This is a genomic window from Methylobacterium sp. J-088 (assembly GCF_022829295.1).
Taxonomy (GTDB): Bacteria; Pseudomonadota; Alphaproteobacteria; order Rhizobiales; family Beijerinckiaceae; genus Methylobacterium.
Genome location: NZ_JAKSYH010000199.1, coordinates 1 through 21,350, shown reverse-complemented (window position 1 = coordinate 21,350; position 21,350 = coordinate 1). Strand labels below are relative to the sequence as shown.

The 21,350-nt window shown below is 65.0% G+C and carries 17 protein-coding genes and 1 pseudogene; 11 read left to right on the top strand and 7 right to left on the bottom strand.

Annotated elements, in window-relative coordinates:
* The 3 genes from MKK63_RS22235 to MKK63_RS22225 all read left to right on the top strand — a co-directional run.
* On the top strand, positions 1-282 hold a 282-nt coding region (locus MKK63_RS22235; protein WP_244005672.1), incomplete at its 5' end, for a c-type cytochrome.
* Positions 283-397: 115 nt separating this feature from the next.
* A complete protein-coding gene (locus MKK63_RS22230; protein WP_244005670.1) occupies positions 398-1,381 on the top strand; it encodes a beta-propeller fold lactonase family protein in 984 nt (327 codons plus the stop codon).
* A gap of 67 nt (positions 1,382-1,448) precedes the next feature.
* Positions 1,449-2,528, top strand: coding sequence for a molybdopterin-dependent oxidoreductase (locus tag MKK63_RS22225; RefSeq protein WP_244005668.1), 1,080 nt, complete (start codon positions 1,449-1,451; stop codon positions 2,526-2,528).
* Positions 2,529-2,537: 9 nt separating this feature from the next.
* On the opposite strand, the gene MKK63_RS22220 is transcribed toward MKK63_RS22225, so the two are convergent.
* The 4 genes and pseudogenes from MKK63_RS22220 to MKK63_RS22205 form a co-directional block, all read right to left on the bottom strand.
* The gene (locus MKK63_RS22220; RefSeq protein WP_205833318.1) at positions 2,538-2,909 is read right to left on the bottom strand and encodes a YidH family protein; all 372 of its coding nucleotides are present in this window, start codon (positions 2,907-2,909) and stop codon (positions 2,538-2,540) included.
* Entirely contained in the window at positions 2,906-3,796 is an 891-nt protein-coding gene (locus tag MKK63_RS22215) for a LysR substrate-binding domain-containing protein (RefSeq protein ID WP_244005665.1), read from the bottom strand. The genes MKK63_RS22220 and MKK63_RS22215 overlap by 4 nt, the downstream gene beginning before the upstream one ends.
* A 602-nt stretch (positions 3,797-4,398) precedes the next feature.
* Positions 4,399-5,469: pseudogene (locus tag MKK63_RS22210) on the bottom strand (IS630 family transposase); the annotation flags it as partial.
* Positions 5,470-5,850: 381 nt separating this feature from the next.
* Positions 5,851-6,327 (bottom strand): DoxX family protein, encoded by a 477-nt coding sequence (locus tag MKK63_RS22205; RefSeq protein ID WP_244005663.1) that lies wholly within the window; start codon positions 6,325-6,327, stop codon positions 5,851-5,853.
* A gap of 218 nt (positions 6,328-6,545) precedes the next feature.
* On the opposite strand from MKK63_RS22205, the gene MKK63_RS22200 reads away from it, so the two are divergent.
* The 8 genes from MKK63_RS22200 (at position 6,546) to MKK63_RS22165 (ending at position 16,674) form a co-directional block, all read left to right on the top strand.
* Entirely contained in the window at positions 6,546-8,114 is a 1,569-nt protein-coding gene (locus MKK63_RS22200) for an FAD-dependent oxidoreductase (RefSeq protein WP_244005661.1), read from the top strand.
* Positions 8,115-8,259: 145 nt separating this feature from the next.
* The gene (locus MKK63_RS22195; RefSeq protein WP_244005659.1) at positions 8,260-9,252 is read left to right on the top strand and encodes an SDR family oxidoreductase; all 993 of its coding nucleotides are present in this window, start codon (positions 8,260-8,262) and stop codon (positions 9,250-9,252) included.
* A 187-nt stretch (positions 9,253-9,439) separates the two neighbouring features.
* Positions 9,440-11,203 carry a glycoside hydrolase family 15 protein gene (locus MKK63_RS22190; protein ID WP_244005658.1) on the top strand — a complete coding sequence of 588 codons (1,764 nt, stop codon included), beginning with the start codon at positions 9,440-9,442 and terminating at the stop codon, positions 11,201-11,203.
* A 187-nt stretch (positions 11,204-11,390) separates the two neighbouring features.
* Positions 11,391-12,329: a COX aromatic rich motif-containing protein gene (locus MKK63_RS22185; RefSeq protein ID WP_244005655.1), complete on the top strand. Its 939-nt coding sequence runs from the start codon at positions 11,391-11,393 to the stop codon at positions 12,327-12,329.
* Positions 12,326-14,425, top strand: coding sequence for a cbb3-type cytochrome c oxidase subunit I (locus tag MKK63_RS22180; RefSeq protein WP_244005653.1), 2,100 nt, complete (start codon positions 12,326-12,328; stop codon positions 14,423-14,425). Before MKK63_RS22185 ends, MKK63_RS22180 begins: the two co-directional genes overlap by 4 nt.
* The gene (locus tag MKK63_RS22175; RefSeq protein WP_279574802.1) at positions 14,422-15,048 is read left to right on the top strand and encodes a cytochrome c oxidase subunit 3; all 627 of its coding nucleotides are present in this window, start codon (positions 14,422-14,424) and stop codon (positions 15,046-15,048) included. Before MKK63_RS22180 ends, MKK63_RS22175 begins: the two co-directional genes overlap by 4 nt.
* Before the next feature lie 26 nt (positions 15,049-15,074).
* Entirely contained in the window at positions 15,075-15,503 is a 429-nt protein-coding gene (locus MKK63_RS22170) for a cytochrome o ubiquinol/quinol oxidase subunit IV (RefSeq protein WP_244005649.1), read from the top strand.
* 424 nt (positions 15,504-15,927) lie between these two features.
* Positions 15,928-16,674 (top strand): recombinase family protein, encoded by a 747-nt coding sequence (locus MKK63_RS22165; RefSeq protein ID WP_244005647.1) that lies wholly within the window; start codon positions 15,928-15,930, stop codon positions 16,672-16,674.
* Between the two features lie 195 nt (positions 16,675-16,869).
* Here MKK63_RS22165 and MKK63_RS22160 read toward each other — a convergent pair whose 3' ends face one another.
* From MKK63_RS22160 to MKK63_RS22150, 3 genes are all read right to left on the bottom strand, one after another.
* Complete coding sequence (locus MKK63_RS22160) at positions 16,870-17,475, bottom strand: HGGxSTG domain-containing protein (protein WP_244005645.1); 606 nt, start codon at positions 17,473-17,475, stop codon at positions 16,870-16,872.
* A gap of 472 nt (positions 17,476-17,947) precedes the next feature.
* Complete coding sequence (locus tag MKK63_RS22155; protein ID WP_244005642.1) at positions 17,948-20,566, bottom strand: bifunctional DNA primase/polymerase; 2,619 nt, start codon at positions 20,564-20,566, stop codon at positions 17,948-17,950.
* Positions 20,563-21,018: a hypothetical protein gene (locus MKK63_RS22150; protein ID WP_244005641.1), complete on the bottom strand. Its 456-nt coding sequence runs from the start codon at positions 21,016-21,018 to the stop codon at positions 20,563-20,565. The genes MKK63_RS22155 and MKK63_RS22150 overlap by 4 nt, the downstream gene beginning before the upstream one ends.
* Between the last annotated feature and the right edge of the window lie 332 nt (positions 21,019-21,350).

Genomic DNA, 21,350 nt, shown 5'->3' with positions numbered 1-21,350 from the left:
GCGCTCGCGGCGCCTGCACCCGAGCCGATGCGCTTCACCTCGCAATCCATCGAGATGCCGACCTCCGACAGGATCTTTCCGGACGGGCCGGGGGCGGAGGTGGTCAACAACAACTGCCTCGCCTGCCACTCGGCCGGGATGGTGCTGACCCAGCCGAAGTTGTCGAAGGCGCAGTGGACCGAGACCGTCAACAAGATGGTCCACATCTACAAGGCGCCGGTCGACCAGGCCGATGTGCAGGCCATCGTCGACTACCTCGCCGCGCTGAAGCCGCAGCCCTGACGGTGTCACGTCCGGCCGGTCCGCGTCCCCGCTTCGAGGGATCGGCCGGTCGGAGATCATCGACCTACGCGCCGCGGCCTCGCGTGCGCCGCCTCCATATCCGAAAGACCATTCCATGACATCGATCCGTTCCGGCCTGCGCTCGCTCATGGCCGGCAGCGCACTGCTCCTCACCACGGTCGCCCCAGGGCTTGCCGCCGGTTTCGACGGGGCGATCAAGAACAACTCCCTCGCGTTGAGCCCCGACGGGCGCACGGCCGCCGTCTCCAACAGCGAGGAGAGCAGGGTCCTGGTCTACGACGTGACCGCGGGCAAGCTCGTGCGCACGCTCGACGGCTTCGTCACCCCGCGCAACATCGTGTTCGCACCGGACGGCGCCCGGTTCTACGTCTCCGACAGCGGCACTGGCCGTATCACCGCCCATGAGACAGCGACCGGCAAGGAGGCCGCGACGATCGCGGCCGGGCCCGGCGCGTTCGGAACGGTGCTGTCCGGCGACGGGGCCAAGCTCTACGTCAACAACGAGGCGGCGAGCACGGTGAGCGTGTTCGACACTCGGACCGGCCTAGCACAGGCGGTGGTGACGGGCTTCAGCCAGCCGCGGCAGGGTGTACGGCTCGCGCCCGACGGCAAGACGCTGTTCGTGACCAACTTCCTCGGCGACAAGATCACCCTCGTCGACACGGTGAGCCACAAGATCACCGGTGAGATCACCGGCTTCGACAAGCTGCGGGCCATCTCGATCACCAAGGACGGCAAGACGCTGTTCGCCGCCAACAGCGGACGCAACACCGTCGGCGTGGTCGATCTGACCGCGGGAAAAGTGGTCGCCGAGGTGCCGGTGGGCCAGGACCCCTACGGCGCGGCGCTGACGCCGGACGGCAAGTTCGTCTATTCGGGTAACCTCAAGGACAATACGCTGTCGGTGATCGACACCGCCACCCGCAAGGTCGTGGCGACCGTCACCGGCCTGAACGAGCCGAGGCAGGCGATCGTGTTCTCGTCCGACAACACCAAAGCCTACGCGCTCAACCGCGATCTCAGCGTCGCGGTGATCGATCGGGCGAGCAATGCCATCACCGCGACCATGAGGCCGTGAGCGGAGCGCGTCGGGATCGGATCGGTCCCGACGCGTTGGACAAACGCACTTGAACCTGGAGACCCGCATGTCGAGCTTGGCCGAGCGCAAGGCGCGCCTGATCGTCTACGGGGATGCTCCCTACAACGCCGAGCCGCCGCTCGCTCGACTGCGCGCGGCCTACCGCACCGCGGCCGACGACTTCTACGTGCGCTCGCACGGCGACCTGCCCGAAATCGACGCGGACGGCTACCGCCTCAGCGTCGATGGGACGATCCAGACCGCGCTGGAGCTGTCGCTGCATGGATTGCGCTCGCGCTTTCCCCAGGTCACCGTGACCGCCACGATGCAGTGCGCGGGTAACCGCCGTGCGGACATGCGGGCGGTGGCGCCGGTCTCCGGCGATCCGTGGGACGGCGGCGCGATCGGTACCGCCGACTGGACCGGGGTCCGGTTGGGTGATGTGCTGCGCGAGGCCGGGATCGACGCCGGTGCAGACCTACACGTCGCCTTCGAGAGTCACGATACGGTCGAGGGGCATCCCTACGGGGCCTCGATCCCACTCGCCAAGGCGCTCGCACCCGAGACCCTGCTCGCCTACGCGATGAACGGCGCACCGCTCCTGCCCGAGCACGGCTTCCCGCTGCGCGCCGTCGTGCCGGGATTTGCCGGGGTGCGCAGTCCGAAATGGCTGAAGCGCGTCACCGTGCAGGACCGGCCGTCCGACAACCCGATCCAAGCCGACGACTACAAGCTGTTCCCACCCGATGTGACCGCGGAGACGGCCGACCCAGGCGCGGGGCACACCATCAACACCATGCCGCTCAACGCGGTGATCTGCGAGCCGGCCCGAGGCGCGCGTTTGAAAGCCGGATCGAACATCGTCAGCGGCTACGCCGTATGCGGAGATCGCGCCGTGGTCCGGGTCGACGTCTCGGGTGACGGTGGCCGAACATGGGCGCAGGCCGCGCTGGAGCACGATGCCCGTGCGCCGTTCGCCTGGACGTTCTGGACGATCGACCTCGACTTGCCCGCGGGCGCGCACGAACTGGCGGTGCGCGCCTGGGATGAGGCCGGGCAGACCCAGCCTGCCGCCCCCGACGACACCTGGAACTACAAGGGCTATCTCAGCGCCGCGTGGCACCGCGTGCACATCACCGTCGCCTGAGGCAGCGGTTCAGGCCCAGAGCAGGGCGGTGGCCGCGAGGCCTGAGATCGCGATCAGCAGAGTTGCGATCCCGACGGTGAGCATGCGCGGCATCATTGGTACCTCCGCGTGGGCGAGGCGTGCCCGGATCGCCCGGTCGCGCCAGGCGGCGGCGGCGAAGGAGGCGAGCGCACAGGCGATCAGCGTCAGCGACAGCACCTTCAGCGGCCACAGGGCGAGCACCTCCCGCAGGAAGCGCTGCGCGGCCAGGCCCACACCGAGGAAGGCGAGCCCGGTGCGCAGCCACGCTACGAAGGTGCGCTCGGCTGCCAGCACCGTCCGGTCCTCGGCGAGCTTGACCCGCGGGTCGTCGGCCGGCACGGGTTTCGAGGGCTCGCTCATCCGGCGTCGGCTTGTCTGATCAGGTCGAGCAGGGCGTCGGCGGCCCGGCTGCGATAGCGCTCCTTGTGGCGCAACATCCGAAAGGTTCGGGTGGGCAGTGAAAACCGCGCCGCGACCAGCGAGCCTTCGGCGAGCTCGCCCGCGACGACGGCCTCCGACAGGACGCTTGCCCCCGCCCCGGCCTGTACTGCGGCAAGCACGGCCTCGTTCGAGGGCAACTCCAAGGCCACCGTCAGGACGTCCGGTGCCAGCCCCTGCGCCGCGAGCGCCGCTTCGAAGGCGGAGCGCGTGCCGGACCCAGCCTCGCGCAACACGAACGCGTGTACCGCGAGGTCAGCGGCCGTCAGCGCGTCCGCGGAAGCGAGCGGGTGGCCGGGCGGGACCACGAGGACAAGGCGATCCAGAGCGACCGCGACGCTCGCCAGGGCCGGGGCATCGACCTCGCCCTCGACGAAGCCGAGTTCGGCCGCCCCCTCGGCGACGACGCGCGCGACGTCGGCCGTGTTGCCTATAGCGAGACGGATCGCGACCTCGGGGTAGGTGGCGCGGAACGCGACGAGGTGGCGGGGCAGCCAATGGCTAGCGATGGTCTGGCTGGCGTGGACGCGCAACGTCCCTCGCCGCAGCCCGCTGAGATCGGCCAACACCAGCTCGGCAGTTTCCGCACGGGCGAGCACCGCCCGAGCCTCACCGAGGAAGATGCGACCGGCCTCGGTCAGCTCAATCCCGCGCCCTACCCGATGGAACAGTTTGACCGCGTGCCTGGCTTCCAGCCCCGAGACCGCCGCGCTGACCGCAGACTGGACGATGTTGAGCGCTTCAGCCGCGCGGGTGATGTGCTGGCGCTCGGCCACCGCCACGAAAATGCGCAGCTGATCCAGGGTCATCGACGGGCTCGGAGGTCTCGAAGAAGGCGGCAAGCTTATCACGCATCGGTACGCCCGGTTCTAGGAGACTGCCCTATCAGAACAGCCACGTTCCAGCCTCACGGTTCCGCTACTCGAGCTCTATTAAAGCTCAACGGCAGGTGGCACTGCCTGATGTATTGATAATTAGATTTTTTACTTAGCGAATTATGTCTACAAATATTGTAGGCGCAGGAACGGCCTGAATATTGTCGATATGATGCATGAGATATTTGAATACCGTCAGAATCCATCTTTACGACAGCATAGGACAATAAAAATAAAATTATATATTGTAAGTATTATAAATTATAAGATGAAAATTCTTAAATTAGCCGTGTACTTATGTCATATCCGCGAGAAAACCGCCAATAATCGCATTCCAACAAGTATTATTTAAAACACATTTAACGTTTATAGCGGTAATAAACTCGAATTTTACAGTAGAATAATATCATTCTAGACTCGCTAAAGCGCGGCATGCACCTGTGGCTCTACGTCTGCTGTGCTGGTTGCGTTCTGATGCGCACTTGGACCGAGAGGAGATCTTGAGCGACCGCAATCGGCTGGGCAATCTGGTGGTGCGAGTCTAACGCTTGGTGCCCGCGCTTTGCGGCCTGGATGATGCGATCCGGGTCTGCGGTCCAGACGAAGGGCTTCGGGTTCCCATTGCTCTTGGCGATGAAACGTTTGATGGCTGCCTGGACCTCGACCAGTGATCCGAACACACCCCGTCGCAGCCGTCGTTTTGCGAGCTTGGCGAAGAAGCCCTCGACGGCGTTGAGCCAGGAGGCGGAGGTGGGCGTGAAGTGGACGGTCCAGCGCGGGTGGCGGTCGAGCCAAGCGCGGACCTTCGGGTGCTTGTTAACGGCGTAGTTACCCAAGATCGCTTGGACGACCTTTCCGGCCGGGATCGCCGCCTCGACCGCGTTGAGGAAGCGGATGAACTCCTGATGCCGGTGGCGCTGCATGCACTGGCCGATCACCTTGCCCTCCAGGACGTCCTGAGCGGCAAACAAGGTCGTAGTGCCGTGGCGTTTGTAGTCGTGGGTGCGCGTCGCGGGCTGACCCGGCTTCATCGGCAACGGGTCCTGCGTGCGAGCGAGTGCCTGGATCTGCGATTTCTCGTCGACGGAGAGCACCACGGCATGAGCCGGTGGATCGACGTAGAGCCCGACAACATCGCGCAATTTGGCGGCGAAGGCGAGGTCGGTGGAAAGCTTGAACTGCCGCACCCGGTGCGGCTGTAGGCCGTGCCCGCGGCAGAGCCGCTACACTGACGAGACGCTGATGGATGCAGCCTTGGCCATGGCAGCCGCCGTCCAGTGCGTGGTCTGGCCGGGCGGCTCTCCTTGCGTCGTCAGGGCCACGACGCGCGCCGACCTCCGGGCTGAGCGCCGGATACGGGCTGGCCGTGTCTTGTCGCGAAGGAGCCCATCGATGCCCTCCTGTGCGAAGCGTTCCTGCCAGCGCCAGACCGCGGTCTTGGACACGCCCGCCTCACGCATGATCGCATGAGTACCCAGATCATCGGCGCTCAGCAGCACGATGCAGGCGCGCCAGACATACTTCTGCGGCGTATTCCGGTCGGCCACGAGGGCTTCGAGCCGAAGGCGATCCGAGGCGGGAAGCGTGAAAGAGATGCCGCTGCGCATCCCGCCAGACTCGCAGGGCACAGCCCAAACCGAAACCCTAGACGGACTCAGCCGTCAGGTTTTGACTACTAGCACTTTGCACTGCCGCTGCAACAGCAAGGCGACGTGCACCGTATCCCCGAGCATCACGTTAAAAATGTTCGGCGCCACAGCCCATTCGTTTGAAAGAGTTCGATTGACGAGCTGCGATAGAAGAACACCTCTACTGAAGACATACGGATTGTGCGCATGTAGTAGAACCATCAGTCTTCGACGAGAGCGGCTGTCGAAGGGTTCCAGCCTGTCCGGGACGGCTGCCGCACGGCGTGCATCGGAAGCCTACCAACCACAGAACAACTGGGCTGTTTCGATGACCTATGCTCTCTTATCGCTCGCCTTCACTCAGCGTGTCACGCGCGATATGGACTGCGGGCCTGAAGTGAAGGGATGATCCGTGAGCGTGCTGACCGGCGCGTACCTGCCAGCGATAACTACGAGCAACAGGCCTCCGACCAATCCAAAGTTCTTGAAAAAATCCCAAAAGTGCGACTTGCCCTCGCCCTGTTTGGACCAGAGCAGCGGGTATTCCCACCAGCGGTGAAACAATACCGCGGTGACACCGCAGAAGCCCATCAGCACGAAGGCCGCTGCGCGGTCCCACCGGCCGGCGACGATCAATACCGGCGTGATCACCTCCACCAAAATGCCGAGCACAAGCATTGCTGCCGGCGCCGGGATTGGCGAAGAGCGGGCCTGTTTCATCGCCTGATCCCAATGCATGAGCTTGTCGAGAGCGCTCAGCGGAAACAGGCACACCAGACAGAGCTTTGCGATGAATGGGGCTGCGAGATCGAGCCACTCAGCGACGAGCGAGGTCATGAACATCCAGGGTGAGCATGGGCGAGGGGCGTGTTTACGAGCCGGTATGTGCTCATGAAATTGTGATACGACACAAGCTTCAATATGTCAGAAGAAGCAAAGAACGCGGGATTGCCATTCTATGGCCGAGCTGGGCCGTCAAATGATGGAATATATTGACCTATTCACCTTGATAATTCTCAGCTACAAGGTTATTTTGGTGCCGCACGAAAGTGTAAATGTCGCAGGATCACTATGACATCATCGTGATCGGCTCCGGTCCCGGCGGCGGTTCGCTGACGCACCGGCTCGCCGGTACGGGTAAGCGGATCCTGCTGCTGGAGCGCGGCGACTACCTCCCCCGCGAGCAGGCAAACTGGAGCGCTAAGACGGTCTTCGTCGACGGCAAGTATCAGGCGCCGGAGACATGGTACGGCGGCGACGGGGGGAAGTTTCACCCGGGACTTCACTACTACGTCGGCGGAAATTCGAAGGTCTACGGCGCCGCCCTGTTCCGGTTGCGTGAGCGGGACTTCGAGGAACTACGCCATGTCGACGGCATATCGCCCGCTTGGCCGCTCTCCTACCGGGAGTTCGAGCCGTTCTATGCGGAGGCCGAGGCGCTGTTCGCAGTCCATGGCACGCGCGGCGAGGACCCGACCGAGCCGTGGTCGAGCGGAGGCTACGCCCACCCGGCGGTCAGCCACGAGCCGCGCATCCAGAGGCTGTCGGACGATTGGGCCAAAGAAGGCCTGCGCCCATTCCATCTGCCGCTCGGTATCAAACTAGACGAGCGTGGCGGCAGGCCGACCCCGACCTCCGTCTGCATCCGCTGCGACGCTTTCGACGGATTTCCGTGCCTCCTGAACGGTAAAGCGGACGCCCAGGTGATGACCGTCGACCCGACGCTGGCTCAGCACGACAACGTCACGCTGCTAGTCAACGCCTACGTCTCGCGGTTGGAGACCGATCCGGCGGGCCGGACGGTGACCGGGGTGCGCGTAACACGCGAGGGTCGCGAGGAGCGCTACTCGGCCGACATCGTCGTGGTCGCCTGCGGCGCGCTGTCCTCGGCGCTTCTGCTGCTACGCTCGGCCAACGGCGCCCATCCCAACGGACTGGCCAACGGCTCAGACCAGGTCGGTCGCAACTACATCCGTCACAACATGTCCGTGCTGATGGGCCTCTCGAAGGAGGTCAACGAGACCGTCTTCCAGAAGACGCTCGCAGTCTCGGACTTCTACTTCGGTTCGAAGGAGTGGGACTATCCGATGGGTCTAATCCAGATGTGCGCCAAGACGCACCCGGACCAGATCCGCGGCGAGGAGTTGCCGAAGTGGACGGGCTTCCTGCCGAACGCCCCGTTCGACATGATGGCCCGGCACGCCATCGATTTTTGGTTGCAGAGTGAGGATCTCCCCCACCCAGACAACCGCGTCTCGATCGATCGGGATGGCCAGGTAATCCTCGACATCGCCGAGAACAATCGTGAGGCGCACAGAAAGCTGCGCGCGAAGCTGGAGGAACTGCTCGGACCCGGCGGACTCTACAGCTACCTGTTTGAACGCTCGCTCTACCTCGGCAAGAACATTCCGCTCTCGGGCACCGCGCATCAGGCTGGCACGCTGCGCTTTGGCACTGATGCGAGGTCGAGTGTGCTCGACCTCGACTGCAAAGCGCACGAGCTGGACAACCTCTACGTTACCGACGCGAGTTTTTTCCCCTCGATCGGCGCCGTCAACCCGACGCTGACCATCATCGCCAACGCCCTGCGCGTGGCCGGGCGAATCGAGGAACGCCTTCACTGAGGCGTAGATCCGATCTTCCCATTGCGGGCTGCCGATCGATTCGATCGGCAGCCCCATGGACTTCTGACTGCGCCGGCTCACGCACGATCCAATAGACACTGCCGGGTAGCGCCCTACCGCAACCATTGAAATTGAAGGAAAACTCATGTCCGGCATCGTCGTCGTCACGGGGGCCGGAGCCGGCGTCGGCCGCGCCACCGTCGAGGAGTTCGCCCGCCGCGGCTACGACGTCGCCCTGCTTTCGCGCGAGCCCGAACGGCTGGAGCGGGCTGCGGCGGCCTTACGACGGCATGGGGTGCGCGCCTTGCCGATCCCCACCGACGTTGCCTCCGCCGAGGCGGTCGAGGCGGCCGCCGACCGGGTCGAGGCCGAGCTCGGGCCGATCGACATCTGGGTCAACGTGGCGATGGCGACCGTCTTCGCGCCCGTGAGCGAGATCACCCCCGCCGAAGCCGAGCGGGCCACGCAGGTGACCTACCTCGGTCAAGTCTACGGCATGATGAGCGCGTTGAAACGCATGCGGCCGCGCAACCGCGGCACCATCGTCAATGTCGGCTCGGCGCTGGCCTACCGCTCGGTGCCGCTGCAAGCGCTCTACTGTGGCGCTAAGTTCGCCATCCGCGGTTTCACCGATTCGCTGCGCTCCGAGATCCTGCACGACAAGCTCGACATCCATTTAACGATGGTCGACCTGCCGGCGGTCAACACGCCGCAATTCGATTGGGCCATGAACAAGATGGGCCGAAAAGCCCAGCCGGTACCGCCGATCTATCAGCCCGAAGTCCCCGCCCGCGCCATCGTGTTCGCGGCCACCCATCGCCGCCGCCAGGTCTGGGTCGGCTACCCGACGGTCCAGGCGATCCTGGCCAACCGGATCGCGCCGGGGCTGATCGATCGCTACCTCGCCAAGGCCGGCTACAGCGGTCAGCTCACCGACAAGCGTCTGCCCCGCGATGCGCCGTCCAACCTGTTCGAGCCGGTGCCCGGCGACTACGGCGCCCACGGGCGGTTCGACGCGCGGGCACGCTCCGGAAGTTGGGAGATGTTCACCGACCGTCACCGAACTGCCTTCTGGGCGGCAGCCGCGCTCGGAGCCGTCACCGGCTTGCATCTGTTGGCCAAGCGGTACCGGTTTTGATCGCGTCGCTGGATCGACAGGCGTCCGGATGCGGTGGCTCCGGTCGCCCCTGCGAGCGGAAGCGCGCCGCGCTCGCGGGAGTCGCGGCATCGGGGCCAATGATGAGATCCACGCCGATATCGCCATACGCTGTTGATCAGGTGGCTCACCAGAGCCGTCACCCCCGTTTCTGTGTGGTATGCAAACGATGAGCAAGCCGATCGAGGACTACGCTCTGATCGGGGACGGGCAGACCGCCGCACTGGTCGCCCGCGACGGGTCGATCGACTGGCTGTGCTGGCCGGACTTCGACTCTGATGCCTGTCTCTGCGCCCTGCTCGGCGAGGCCGAGAATGGCCGCTGGCTGATCGCGCCCCACGAACCCGCAGACGTTGAGCGACGCTACCGCGGCGACACCCTAGTCCTGGAAACGACGTTCCGCACCGATGAAGGTTCTGTCCGCGTGACCGACTTCATGCCGATCCGTGGGCGGCATTCCGATCTAGTGCGGATCGTCGAAGGGATGTCGGGTTCCGTCGCCATGGCGTTCGAATTACGCCTGCGGTTCGATTACGGCGCCCTGCCACCGTGGTGTGAGACGCGCGCGGACGGTGCGGTCGCCACGGTCGGGCAGCACCGGATCATCCTGCGAGGCGCAGCTCCGGTCACGCTCGTCGCCGGGAGAATCGAGGCCGGCTTCACCGTGCACGCCGGCGAAACGCGTGCGTTCGTGTTGACCTGCACCGCCTCGTGGGACCTGGAGCCGGAGCCGATCGACGCCCGAGCCGCCCTCGAGGCTACACTCGTCCATTGGGAGCGCTGGATCGGCCGCTTCGACGCCGGCCGCACCAACTGGCCTGACGCCGTCAAGCGCTCGCTCCTGACGCTGAAGGCCATGGTCCACCAGCGCTCGGGCGGCTTGATCGCCGCTCCGACCACCAGCCTGCCCGAGGCGCCGGCCGGGGACATGAACTGGGACTACCGCTACTCTTGGCTGCGTGATGCCACCTTCACGCTGGGCGCCTTCATAAACGCAGGCTACCACGAAGAGGCGACCGCGTGGCGGGACTGGCTCCTACGAGCCATCGCAGGCGCGCCGGACGAGATGCGGATCATGTACCGCGTCGACGGCTCCCGCCACCTCGACGAGTGGACCGTCGACGCGCTGCCGGGCTACCGCGAGGCTCGGCCGGTACGCATCGGCAACGCCGCCTCGACGCAGGTCCAGATCGACGTCTACGGCGAGGTGCTCGACACCCTCGCGCTCGCCCGGCGGGCGGGCATCCCGGCGAGCGAACATCAGGAGGCGACGGAGGCCGGCATCGTCGCGCACTTGGAACGGGTCTGGCACCATCGCGGCTCGGGCGTATGGGAGTCGCGCGGGCAGCCAAGGCAGTACACCTATTCGAAGGCGATGTGCTGGGTCGGGTTCGACCGGGCTCTCGATCGCCTTCAGCCGAAGGACGAAGCGCGCGGGCGATTGGAGGCCCTGCGCACGCGCGTCCACGCGGAGGTCTGCCGGGAGGGCTGGAACGCGGGGCTCGGTACGTTCACGCAGAGCTACGGGAGCCATGCGCTCGACGCGAGCCTGCTTTTGCTGCCGCTCGTTGGCTTCCTGCCCGCTGACGACCCGCGCATGGCGGCCACCATCGCGCGGATCGGCGCCGAGCTCGATCAGGGTGGGTTCATTAGGCGCACCCGTGCCAAGGGCGATGGCACGGACGAGGGTGCCTTCCTGCCATGCTCGCTCTGGATGGCCGATTGCCTGCGCTTGCAGGGCCGAGGGGACGAGGCGGCCGCCTACCTGGAGCGGGTGCTGGGTGTCGCAAACGACGTCGGCCTGCTGTCGGAGGAGTACGACGTGCCGGGCCGCTGTTTGATGGGCAACTTCCCGCAAGCGCTCACCCATCTGGCCGTCGTCAACACTGCGCTCAGCCTATCAGGCCCCGTGCTCGATCGCGGCGGCGGCTAATTTCACCTCGTCGATCCCGCATGGCGCCCCCTTCGAGATTGGAGCCCATTCGTGTCCGTTTCGGGCGGGGCCTGCGAGGCCACGGTATCACTGATTTTAGAGCGCATGTTTCGATCGCCTGCCACTCAAGCCTTCGCCGCCCACACTGCCGACCCCACCCGCGCGATGGCATTGGACGAGGGGAACCATGATGCCTGAAGTGACCGACGGGGATTCGGCCGTCGCACCGCCGCTCGTCCAAGGGCGTACTCGGCATCGTACCCGCCGCGCGCGCGTACTTTCTGCCGCCGTGCTGCTGTCGCTGGGCGGCTGCGGCGTACTCGATCACGGTATGCTCGGCGCGGCCGGGCCAGTCGCGGACCAGACGCGCAGCCTGTTCGTAATCGTGTGCCTCATCCTGCTGTTCGTCGTTGGGCCGGTGCTGCTGCTCACCCCGATTTTCGCCTGGCACTACCGGCTCTCGAACACGAAGAGCGCCTACCGGCCGCAATGGGGCTTCAATTGGCCGCTCGAAGGCCTGATCTGGATCCCGCCGATCGTCATCGTGCTCATCCTCGCCGTGTTCCTGTGGCGGGGCACGCATCAACTCGATCCGTACAAGCCGCTCGCATCCGCTTATCCCCCGGTCGAGGTGCAGGTGGTGGCACTCGATTGGAAATGGTTGTTCATCTACCCGGACGAGGGGATCGCGAGCGTTAACGAGCTCGCCTTTCCGGCCGACCGCCCGGTCCACCTGAACCTGACGAGCGGCACGGTGATGCAATCGTTCTTCATCCCCAAGCTCGCCGGTCAGATCTACGCCATGGCCGGCATGACCACGCAGCTCAACCTTGCCGCGAGCGAGCCCGGCCACTTCACCGGTCAGAACACACAGTTCAACGGCATGGGCTTTCAGAACCAGAAGTTCCCGGTTCTGGCCCAAGCGGGAGACGACTATCGGGCTTGGATCGCGCGGGCTAGGGCGGGCGGCAAGATGCTCGATATGGCCGCCTACAAGGCTCTGTCGGCCCGCTCCGTCCAGGCCGAGCCCAGCCGATACGGCGCGGTCGCGCCGGACCTGTTCAAGTCGATCCTCGCGCTCGACGACGCGGGCGCGCACACCGCGCACAAGGAAGCCAAGCGATGAGCGGCGACGTCTGGTTCTGGTTGTTCGGACGGCTCGACGCGAAGGCGCTGCCCTTCGTCCGGGCCTGGGACCACCCGACCCTGAGTGAGTTCATCGGTGCGATGGCCGGCGGAATGGTGGTGGTCGGCGCGGTCGTCCTCGTCGCGCTTCTGACCTGGCAAAGATGGTGGCGCCCGTTGTTCCTGGACTGGCTGACCAGCCTCGATCACAAGAAGATCGGTATCATGTACGTGGTGATCGCCGGGGTCATGCTTACGCGGGCGTTGATCGAGGCGGTGCTGATGCGCACGCAGCAATCGCTGGCCGTCGACGCGCCCGGGATCGTCGCGCCAGAGCACTTCGCGCAGCTGTTCAGCACGCACGGTACCATCATGGTCTTCTTCATGGCGATGCCGTTCCTGACCGGCCTGATCAACTTCGCCATGCCGCTGCAGATCGGGGCGCGCGACGTCGCCTTCCCACTCCTCAACTCGATCAGCCTGATGCTGACGGCAGCCGGCGCCGGACTGGTGATGATCTCGCTGGCCATCGGCGACTTCTCGACCGGCGGCTGGTCCGGCTACCCGCCCTATACCGGCAAGGCGTTCCAGCCGGGCGTCGGCCCGGACTACTGGATCTGGGCGATTACGCTGACCTCCCTCGGCACGACCTTCTCGGGACTGAACTTCGCGGCGACGATCTACAAGAAACGCTGCCCCGGAATGCACCTGATGCGCATGCCACTGTTCTGCTGGACGGCGCTGTGCACGTCGATCCTGATGGTGTTCGCGATGCCGCCGCTGACGCTCGCCACCGCGCTCCTCGCCCTCGACCGCTACGCCGACTTCCACTTCTTTACCAATGATCTCGGCGGCAACATGATGAACTACGTGAATCTCTTCTGGCTGTTCGGCCATCCGGAGGTCTACATCCTCATCCTGCCGGCGTTCGGTGTGTACTCCGAGGTGATCTCCGCTTTCTCGTCGAAGGAGCTATATGGCTACACATCCCTGGTCCTGGCGACGATGGCCATCGGTATACTCTCGTTCACGGTTTGGCTGCACCACTTCTTCACGATGGGCCAAAGTGCCGACGTCAACGCCGCCTTCGGCATCGCGACGATGACGATCGGCGTCCCGACGGGTGTAAAAGTCTACGATTGGATCTGGACGATGTTTCGCGGCGAAGTCCGCTTCACAACGCCGATGCTATTCTCGATCGCCTTCATCGTCACCTTCGTGCTCGGCGGCTTCTCGGGCATCCTGCTCGCGGTCCCGCCAATCGACTTCGTCGTGCACAACACCGTTTTCCTCGTCGCTCACTTCCACAACGTTATCATTCCTGGGACGCTCTACGGGGTGATCGCCGGCTACATGTACTGGTTCCCGAAGGCGTTCGGCTTTCGCTTAGTCGAGGGCTGGGGCAAGGTCTCGTTCGCTTGTTGGGTAGTCGGCTTCTACCTCGCCTTCATGCCGCTCTACGTGCTCGGGCTCGGCGGCATGCCTCGGCGCAGCCAAGCCCTGTTCGAGCCGGACTACCGTCCCTGGTTGATCGTCGCCGTTCTCGGAGCCTTCATCCTGCTCGCAGGTCTCGTCACCTTGTTCGTCCAGCTCGCCGTCAGTGTGCGCGAGCGCGAGAAGAACCGCGTGCCAGTCGGCGACCCGTGGGATGCGCGCAGCCTGGAATGGTCGGTCTCCGCGCCGCCGCCGGAGTACAATTTCGCAACCATCCCACATGTCGGTCGCCGCGACGTGTTTTATTGGCGTAAGGCGGCCCATGGCGCGTACAAACCGGCTGACCACTACCGCGACATCACGGTTCCAAGGAACAGCTGGGTCGGCCCGATCGTCGGCTTGGGCGGGGCGGCCTGCGGCTTCGGCCTCGTCTGGCACATTTGGTGGATGACTATCCTTGGCTTCGCCGCCGTCTGGATTACGGTGATCGGCCGCAGCTTCGTACGCGACACGCACCGCGTTATATCGGCGGCCGAAGTCGAGGCGACCGACAGGGCTTGGCTCGCCCAGGTCTCCGGCGCCCACCCTATCCCCCGGCAGCTTGAGGAATCCCCCAAGAACTTCGGCCTCGCCGAGTCCTTCCCCGCCCCGGTGCCGGCATGAGCGGGCCTCAGCTGCGTCACGTCGGGCTGAATCTGCACGGTTCCGACTTGCTCGAGCCGGGCGAAGCCACGATTGGGGTCTACGGGTTCTGGATCTTCTTGATGAGTGACGCGATCCTGTTCGCGCTGCTCTTTGCGATCTACGGAACGCAGTTGGCCGCCACCGTCGGCGCCCCGGGGCCGCAGGCGGAGTTCAAGATCGGACCGGCGTTCATTGAGACGCTGATCCTGCTCACCAGCAGTCTCACCTTCGGCCTCGCGTCGATCGCGATGAAGTACGATCGCACCCGCACTAGCCTCGTCGTCTGGCTCAGCATCACCCTGGCACTTGGGTTCGCTTTCCTCGGCTTCGAGCTGAACGACTTCAGGACGATGATCTCGGACGACGCGACCCCAGACCGCAGCGGCTTCCTCTCGGCGTTCTTCGCCCTTGTGCCCGCCCACGGCCTTCACGTGACGGCGGGATGCGCGTGGATCGCGGTGATGCTTGCGCAGATCGCCGTGTTCGGCCTCGACGACCGCGTCAAGCTTAACTTGCTGCGGCTCGGCCTGTTCTGGCATTTCCTCGACATCGTCTGGATCGGGATTTTCTCTATCGTCTACTTGCAGGGGATCCTCGGATGACTGTGGGGAACGAGACGAGAGCCAGGGTGCTGGCGAAGGCGCTCGGGGCCGCCGCCTTGCTCGGCGCGTCAAACCTGATCCGCGGGCGGGGACGCCGTGCGAAGAACGATGGACAATCTCCGATCGCGCAAGGTCACTCCTCCGATGACGACACCCATTCGAAACGCGCCGACCTCACGACCTACGCCCTCGGCTATATCCTGGCCTTCGTACTTACATGCATCGCATTCGCGCTCGTTCACTGGCGATGGGCCACAGCTCAGACGACCTTCGAGATCGTGCTCGGCCTCGCCCTAGTCCAGGCGCTCGTCCACTTCCGCTGTTTTCTGCATATCGACCTGACGCGATCCTCACGCGACGATCGGCAACTAATCCTGTTTTCTACGCTCATCATTCTGCTGATGGTCGGTGGAACCCTTGTCGTCTTGTTCAATCTTAGAAATCGTATGATGTAATCTCATTTATTTTATTGATATCTATATGCCCTCGCTCAAACGACGTACAAGCCGCTGCCCGCGGTTCTGTGCGGCACCGCCGAAACCGGTCATTCTGTAAACGGCCAAGAACAGACCAATAATCTTCGAAATTTCCTACAATTTCGAACGGCAGGGAACGGCAGACGCCGGTCGGAGCGCAGACATTTTGTCCGGTTCGTTCCCTCGACCTCAATTTTATAGACAACTATGGCCTGCGCCCTCGCTTTGGGAGCCAGTCATACCCTGGGGGCCAGCTGAGGTACCGGGCAAGCCTGATCAGGCTGCCCCAGGCGGTCGACGGGGGCAAAGACTATCGTCTGCTTGCGTCAGCTGTCTTTGCGACCGCAATATAAAGGATAAAGGCAGCGGTCCAGCTTGTCCATTGAAATCTGTAAGCCTGCTAATGCAGGTTGACAAAGCGGTTTACAATCTGCGCAGCTCGCTTCAGGCTAACAGGGTAACGGGGTCGAGCGTGGCGGTCTACACTTACTCGCGCGTCTCGACAGGTCGGCAAGCTGAAGAAGGCGAGAGCCTCGGCGCGCAGACGCGGCGCGCTGAAGGCTATGCACAGATGCAGTGCCTCACGATTGACGCTCACTTCGTCGAGCGGGGTGTGTCCGGCTCAGTCCCGATCGGCGAGCGCCCAGAAGGACGGCGGCTGCTCACGACCCTCCAGCACGGTGACATCGTCATCACGCCGAAGCTCGATCGCATGTTCCGCTCCGCGCTTGATGCCCTCAACACGATGGGTGCGCTGCGCGACCGCGGCGTCAGCCTGCACATGATTGACCTGGGCGGCGACGTCACCGGCAATGGGATCGCCAAGCTCGTATTTACGATCCTCGCCGCAGTCGCCGAGGCCGAGCGCGACCGCACCCGCGAGCGGATCGCCGACGTGAAGTGCGATCAGCGCAAGCGCGGGCGCTACCTCGGTGGCACTGTACCGTTTGGCTTCGCACTTCGGGATGACGGGTCGCTCGCCGAGGTCGAAGCCGAGCAGGCGGCCGTGCGCGAGATGGTCGAGCTACAGACTGCCGGCAAGTCGCTGCGCGTCATCGCGGCCGTGATGGCTGCGCGCGGCTTTCAGATGAGCCACAACCGCGTTCGGGACATTTTGTCCCGTGCAAGAGCAGCGGAGGCCGCGCTATGATCGGCGCCTCGGCCTGCGTGCTGCCCTGATCGCGCTCACCCTCTGAGCCGTCGCGCTGCGATGGGGCGTCGTGTGCACAAACGGGCCGTGGAGCGGCGGGACGATCCGGCACGGCACGTGGAGCCGGGCAACCGCCTCACGAGTCTCACCAGCTTCCTGATGCGGTCGGCCTGCTACGTCCGAGCCTGATCGGACTCAATCGAACAGGCCGGGCGTTGTGGGCGGCTCTTCGTCGGCGTCCGCAGCGCCCTCGGCATCTAGGCGTGCGATATGGGCGTGAAGCTTCGCCCGAAGTTCGTTTAGCTCGATCTGGGCCGGTGTCGGCGAAAGCGGCGGCTCGTTCATGATCGTATCGAGCCAGCGGCGCGCGTCGCGGTTGCGGCGGGCGTGCGCGCGTTGAGCGGCGTCGCCGGCCTTGTGCGTACGGTGCCAATCCTCGTGTCGGGCAAGCTTCTCCGGCGTCATGGCCGCGAGCCTTGCGCGCTTCTCACGCCGCTTCCAAGCCTTGTAGGCGTCGCTGCGCGGCTTGCCGGTTGGCAGGCCTGCGGGAAAGCCCGGCGTGTGCCAGCCGGCCGGCCCATCGCCTCGCGGCGTGGCACCACCGTGCAGTTTGCAGCGCGTGCGGCCCTTCGCAGGCATCTGCCGACAGGGCTCGCCGGTCGATTTGGCCGTCGCGCCGCAAATCGGGTGCAGGTGGCGCTCAGAGTTGAACCGCCGCAGTGCCGCGTTGGCGATAGCGCGGAATTCGGCCGAGGATGACCAGGGGTGTGGCTGCCTAGGCCGGTCGTTCGTGCCCGGCAATCGTCGTTTCATGGTACGACCTCGTGAGGTATGGCGGTGACCCCGCCGTCTCGCCAGCAAGCGGATATTTTGTTGGCTGGTCCCCGAAGCGCCCCATCGTTCGCCGCAGCCCACCGCTTCCGCATGGTCTCCCGCGGCGGAATCGAGGCGACCGCTACGGCGTCGACCTGGCGCAGGATCTCGAAGGCGCAGTCGAACAGACCGACAGAAAGGTGGGCGCTCGTGCGCTGGCAGCGCGGTCGGGCGATGCACACGGTGTGTTCGAGGTCAGGGACAAACGGGCCCCGAGTATCGGCCGAGGCGATCATGGCCGACCACACCCTCACCAGATGGGGGTCTGGGGTGTTTGGGGGGTTGGTTTTACCTCTATACGAGAAACTGTCGCTGCTTCTTCCCGCGTGATGATCATAGGAAACCCCCAAAACTACCAAAACCCCCGTGGAAGCACCACCCATGGTCGGGACGCCGGCCGTCATCGTGGGCCGCTCGTGGCAGGATCGATCGTGCAGAGCGAGAAGCGGTTGCCGTGACTACCGTCGACCTTCATCTCCATGCGCAAGCTGTCGACCACGCGCCCGCTGATGCGTGCCAGCCATTTGCCGAGGCGCCGGCTACTGACCGCGCCGCCGTCGCCGGCCTGTCGCAGCAGCAGGTCGCGGAATTCTGGCCTCAGAAACCCCGGTAGATTGGGATGGAGGCTGCTGGACGGAGCCTTCTCGCACGCAGACTTGATGATGGCGTTCGTAGTGAAGCCACTCGACAATTCCAAGTGCTCCTGCCAGTGGCCGAACAGCTCGCGGACGGCGGACAGTTCGGGGTCCTCCTCGCGCGCCGTCTCCATGCTCGCGCATGGGTCCGGCTGGCCGAGCCAGATCAGCGGCGCGCGCACCGCATCGGTCCAGTCCTCGTAGCTGCCGACCGGACCGCACACCTTCGGTGCACCCGCGGCACGGTAGGCTCTGATGATCGTAAGCACCGCCGCGACGTACCGGCCGCGATCGGCCATCACCCTGTCGATGGGGTCGAAGTCAAAATCGCGCAGCTCGGGGCGCTCGGCCTTGGTGTCCAGAGTGCAGAGCACGGTGCGCCGGGTCATGTCGCCGACCAGGATCAGGCCGTTGCCGGTGGCGAACACTGTCGCGCGGCACTCCAGCTCGGGCGCCTCGCTCTTGCCGAGGATCCGGACCCGCACGAGCGGCCGTTCGGTAAGCTGGCACAGCATGTCGCCACCGAGCTCACCGTTGACGTTGTCGATCGACACGATCGGACCGGCCTCGCGCAGGATCGCGCCGAGCCGCTTCTCGGTCTCCTCCTCGGTCTTGCCGGCCGCGATCACCGGGCAGCGCCGTCCGGTCGCGATGGTGCTAGCGAGGTCCACGAGGAAGCTCTTGCCCGTGCCCGGCGTGGAGGCGCGAATCGTGTGGAGGGGGGCGGTGGGCAGCACGCTGCGTACCACTGCCGTGAGGATGCCTGAGAGCGCTACGGCGCGGTCGATCAGCCCCACGAACGGGAAGCCGATCAGCAAATCTTCCAGGAGCTTCAGCGCCTGCTCGGCCTCCTCCCGGCTCGGACGCTCGGGTATTGTTGGCATCCGAAAGCCTGGTTCGAGAAAGAGGAACAGCCGGGTCTCAGGATCGTAGCCCGGTTGGTCGAGGATCGTGCCGTCCGCGCGCAGGGTGGGCGTGGTGATGACGCCCGCGATCGGGCGCAGCTGCCAATCGCCGTCGCGAGCGAGCAGCGCATTCATCACCTCGGCGGGCGGGTTGATCGTCATCCAGTCTTTGGACCGCCGGTCGAAGCGCTGGTAGCGGGCGACCTGCGCGACTTTGTCAGCGAGGCTGGCCACGCACATCGGCTTGAGGCGCGCCACCGTTGTTTGGCGTCCCTTTGCTGCGGGAACGGTCTCGATCACTGGCCGGACGAGGCTGCCGGAGCGGGTGAAGATCGGCTTATCCGCCGCGAGGATCGCCTGCTCGGTCTCGGTGACAGCGCGCGGCACCTCGCCGTTGATCACTCGGATTGTGGTAAGGTCGTCGACTGGACCGCTGCCTTCCTCATCGGCGGTGGCTGCACCGCTGCGCCACTGGGCAGGGGCGCCGGCTTGCGACCTGCGTCCGGGGAACGCGCGAGGATTCTTTGCTCCGGCGGTCAGGCCGCTGTTAATCGTCGCGAGGGTCGCGTGCTGGCCGTCGTCTTGGACGAGTCTGCTGGCCACTGCTGCCTCGTAGAGGCGGTGCCTAGCTGTGCCGGCGTTCAGGCGGCCGGCGCCGACAAGGGTGCCGAGTGCGAATGCCGCGGTGTTCAACGTCGTGTTGCGTTGGCCACGTCGCGCCAGGACGACCGTGTCGCATTCCGCGTCGACCGCGCGAGCGGTGTAGCTGTCGAGCACGTCGTTAAAGACGCGGGAGCGATTTCTATTCGATAGCGCGTCTGGCACGTGCTTAGGTGGTACTTCGGCGCGGGGCGATTCTTTGGGTGCAGATACCTGCTCGCCGCCCCTGAGCAGGTTGAGCAGCCAGTTGGGTGCAGCCGCGAACTGGAATGCGTGCTTAGGCTGCGCGAGGCGGTACTCGCTGCCATCAGCCCTTCGGCTCGGCGGAGCAATGATGTAACCACCGGTCCCGCGCACATCGATGCCGGGCGGCAGGGCGCCGCGGCTATTGGTGATAGTATTGCCCGCCGGGTACGCGAACAGCAGGTGGTGGCCACCGCTAGGGCTGATGTGTGTATGGGTCGTGGGCACGTCGCCGTGCTCCGCAGTTACCCACTCCCAGGCCGCGACACCGTCCGGGCCATCCGACCCCTTCGGCACGTCCAAGTCGATGGCGAACACGCCGGACTCAGGACCCGTGCGCAGACCGATCATGGCGTGCGGGTGCTTAAGCCACCATTCCCGGATCCGCGCCTCGTCGCGCGTCGCCTTGTAGAGGCCGCCGGTCTTGGGTATTGCGTTGCCGTTCGCATCCTCGTCCCGCGGGACCAGCGGCCGCTTGTTCGCTGGGTCGCATGGTAACACAAGGAAATTGCGTCGCGCGTAGTCGAGGGCATGCTCGACCATGCTGACGGCGTGGTCTGAGGGGCGGGCATTCACTGCGCCGTCTCCCTCGTACTGACGAGGATAAGCGCGGCGTTCGGGTTCTCAGCCCTCACCATTCCGGCCCATTCGAGTTCGCGCTCGGGGCGGGTCTCGATGACGAGGCCGTTCGATCCGAACGCGATAGGAGCCTTAACCGCCTTCTCATAGGCAATCTTCAGGGGTGCGGCGGCAACGATCGCGATGACGCGAGATCGGGCGATAAGTCGGCGGACCGATTTCCGATGGAAGCCGGCCGGCCCCAACGCTGTGTGCATGTCGTCCCCGATGATCGCGATGAAGGGCTTGGTCTTGGGAACGTCGAACCGGCCGGTGTGCTGAGGTATCGTCGCCCAGGCGACGCCGTGGTCGCGCACGGCCAGCAGGATCGGGCGCATGTGATCCGGCGCAAGCGCGAGCGCAGTGTCGAGCCGGAAGCGCGGCAAATCGGTGTAGAAGGCGACGCTCATAGGTCGCTCCCACTTTGCTGCAGTCGCAGGGGCAGCGTGACGAAGCTAGGAGCCCGTCCGAGTAACGAGTTTACGCGGTGGGTGGAGGGTGGAAGTGTGGGCAGACGGTGTCGTGGACCTGTCAGGACCGATTCGCGCAGGGGGGCGTTGGTGGGCTCCTTCGGGAAAAGCGGCGCACGGGCCGCATCCCGCCGCTGGGGCCGGAGGTGGCGGCGCGCGTGGTGGCTCTGACGCAAGGAGCCCATCGACGCCCTCCTGCGCGAAGCGGTCCTGCCAGCGCCAGACCACCGTCTTGGACACGCCCGCCTCACGCATGATCGCATGCGTCCCCA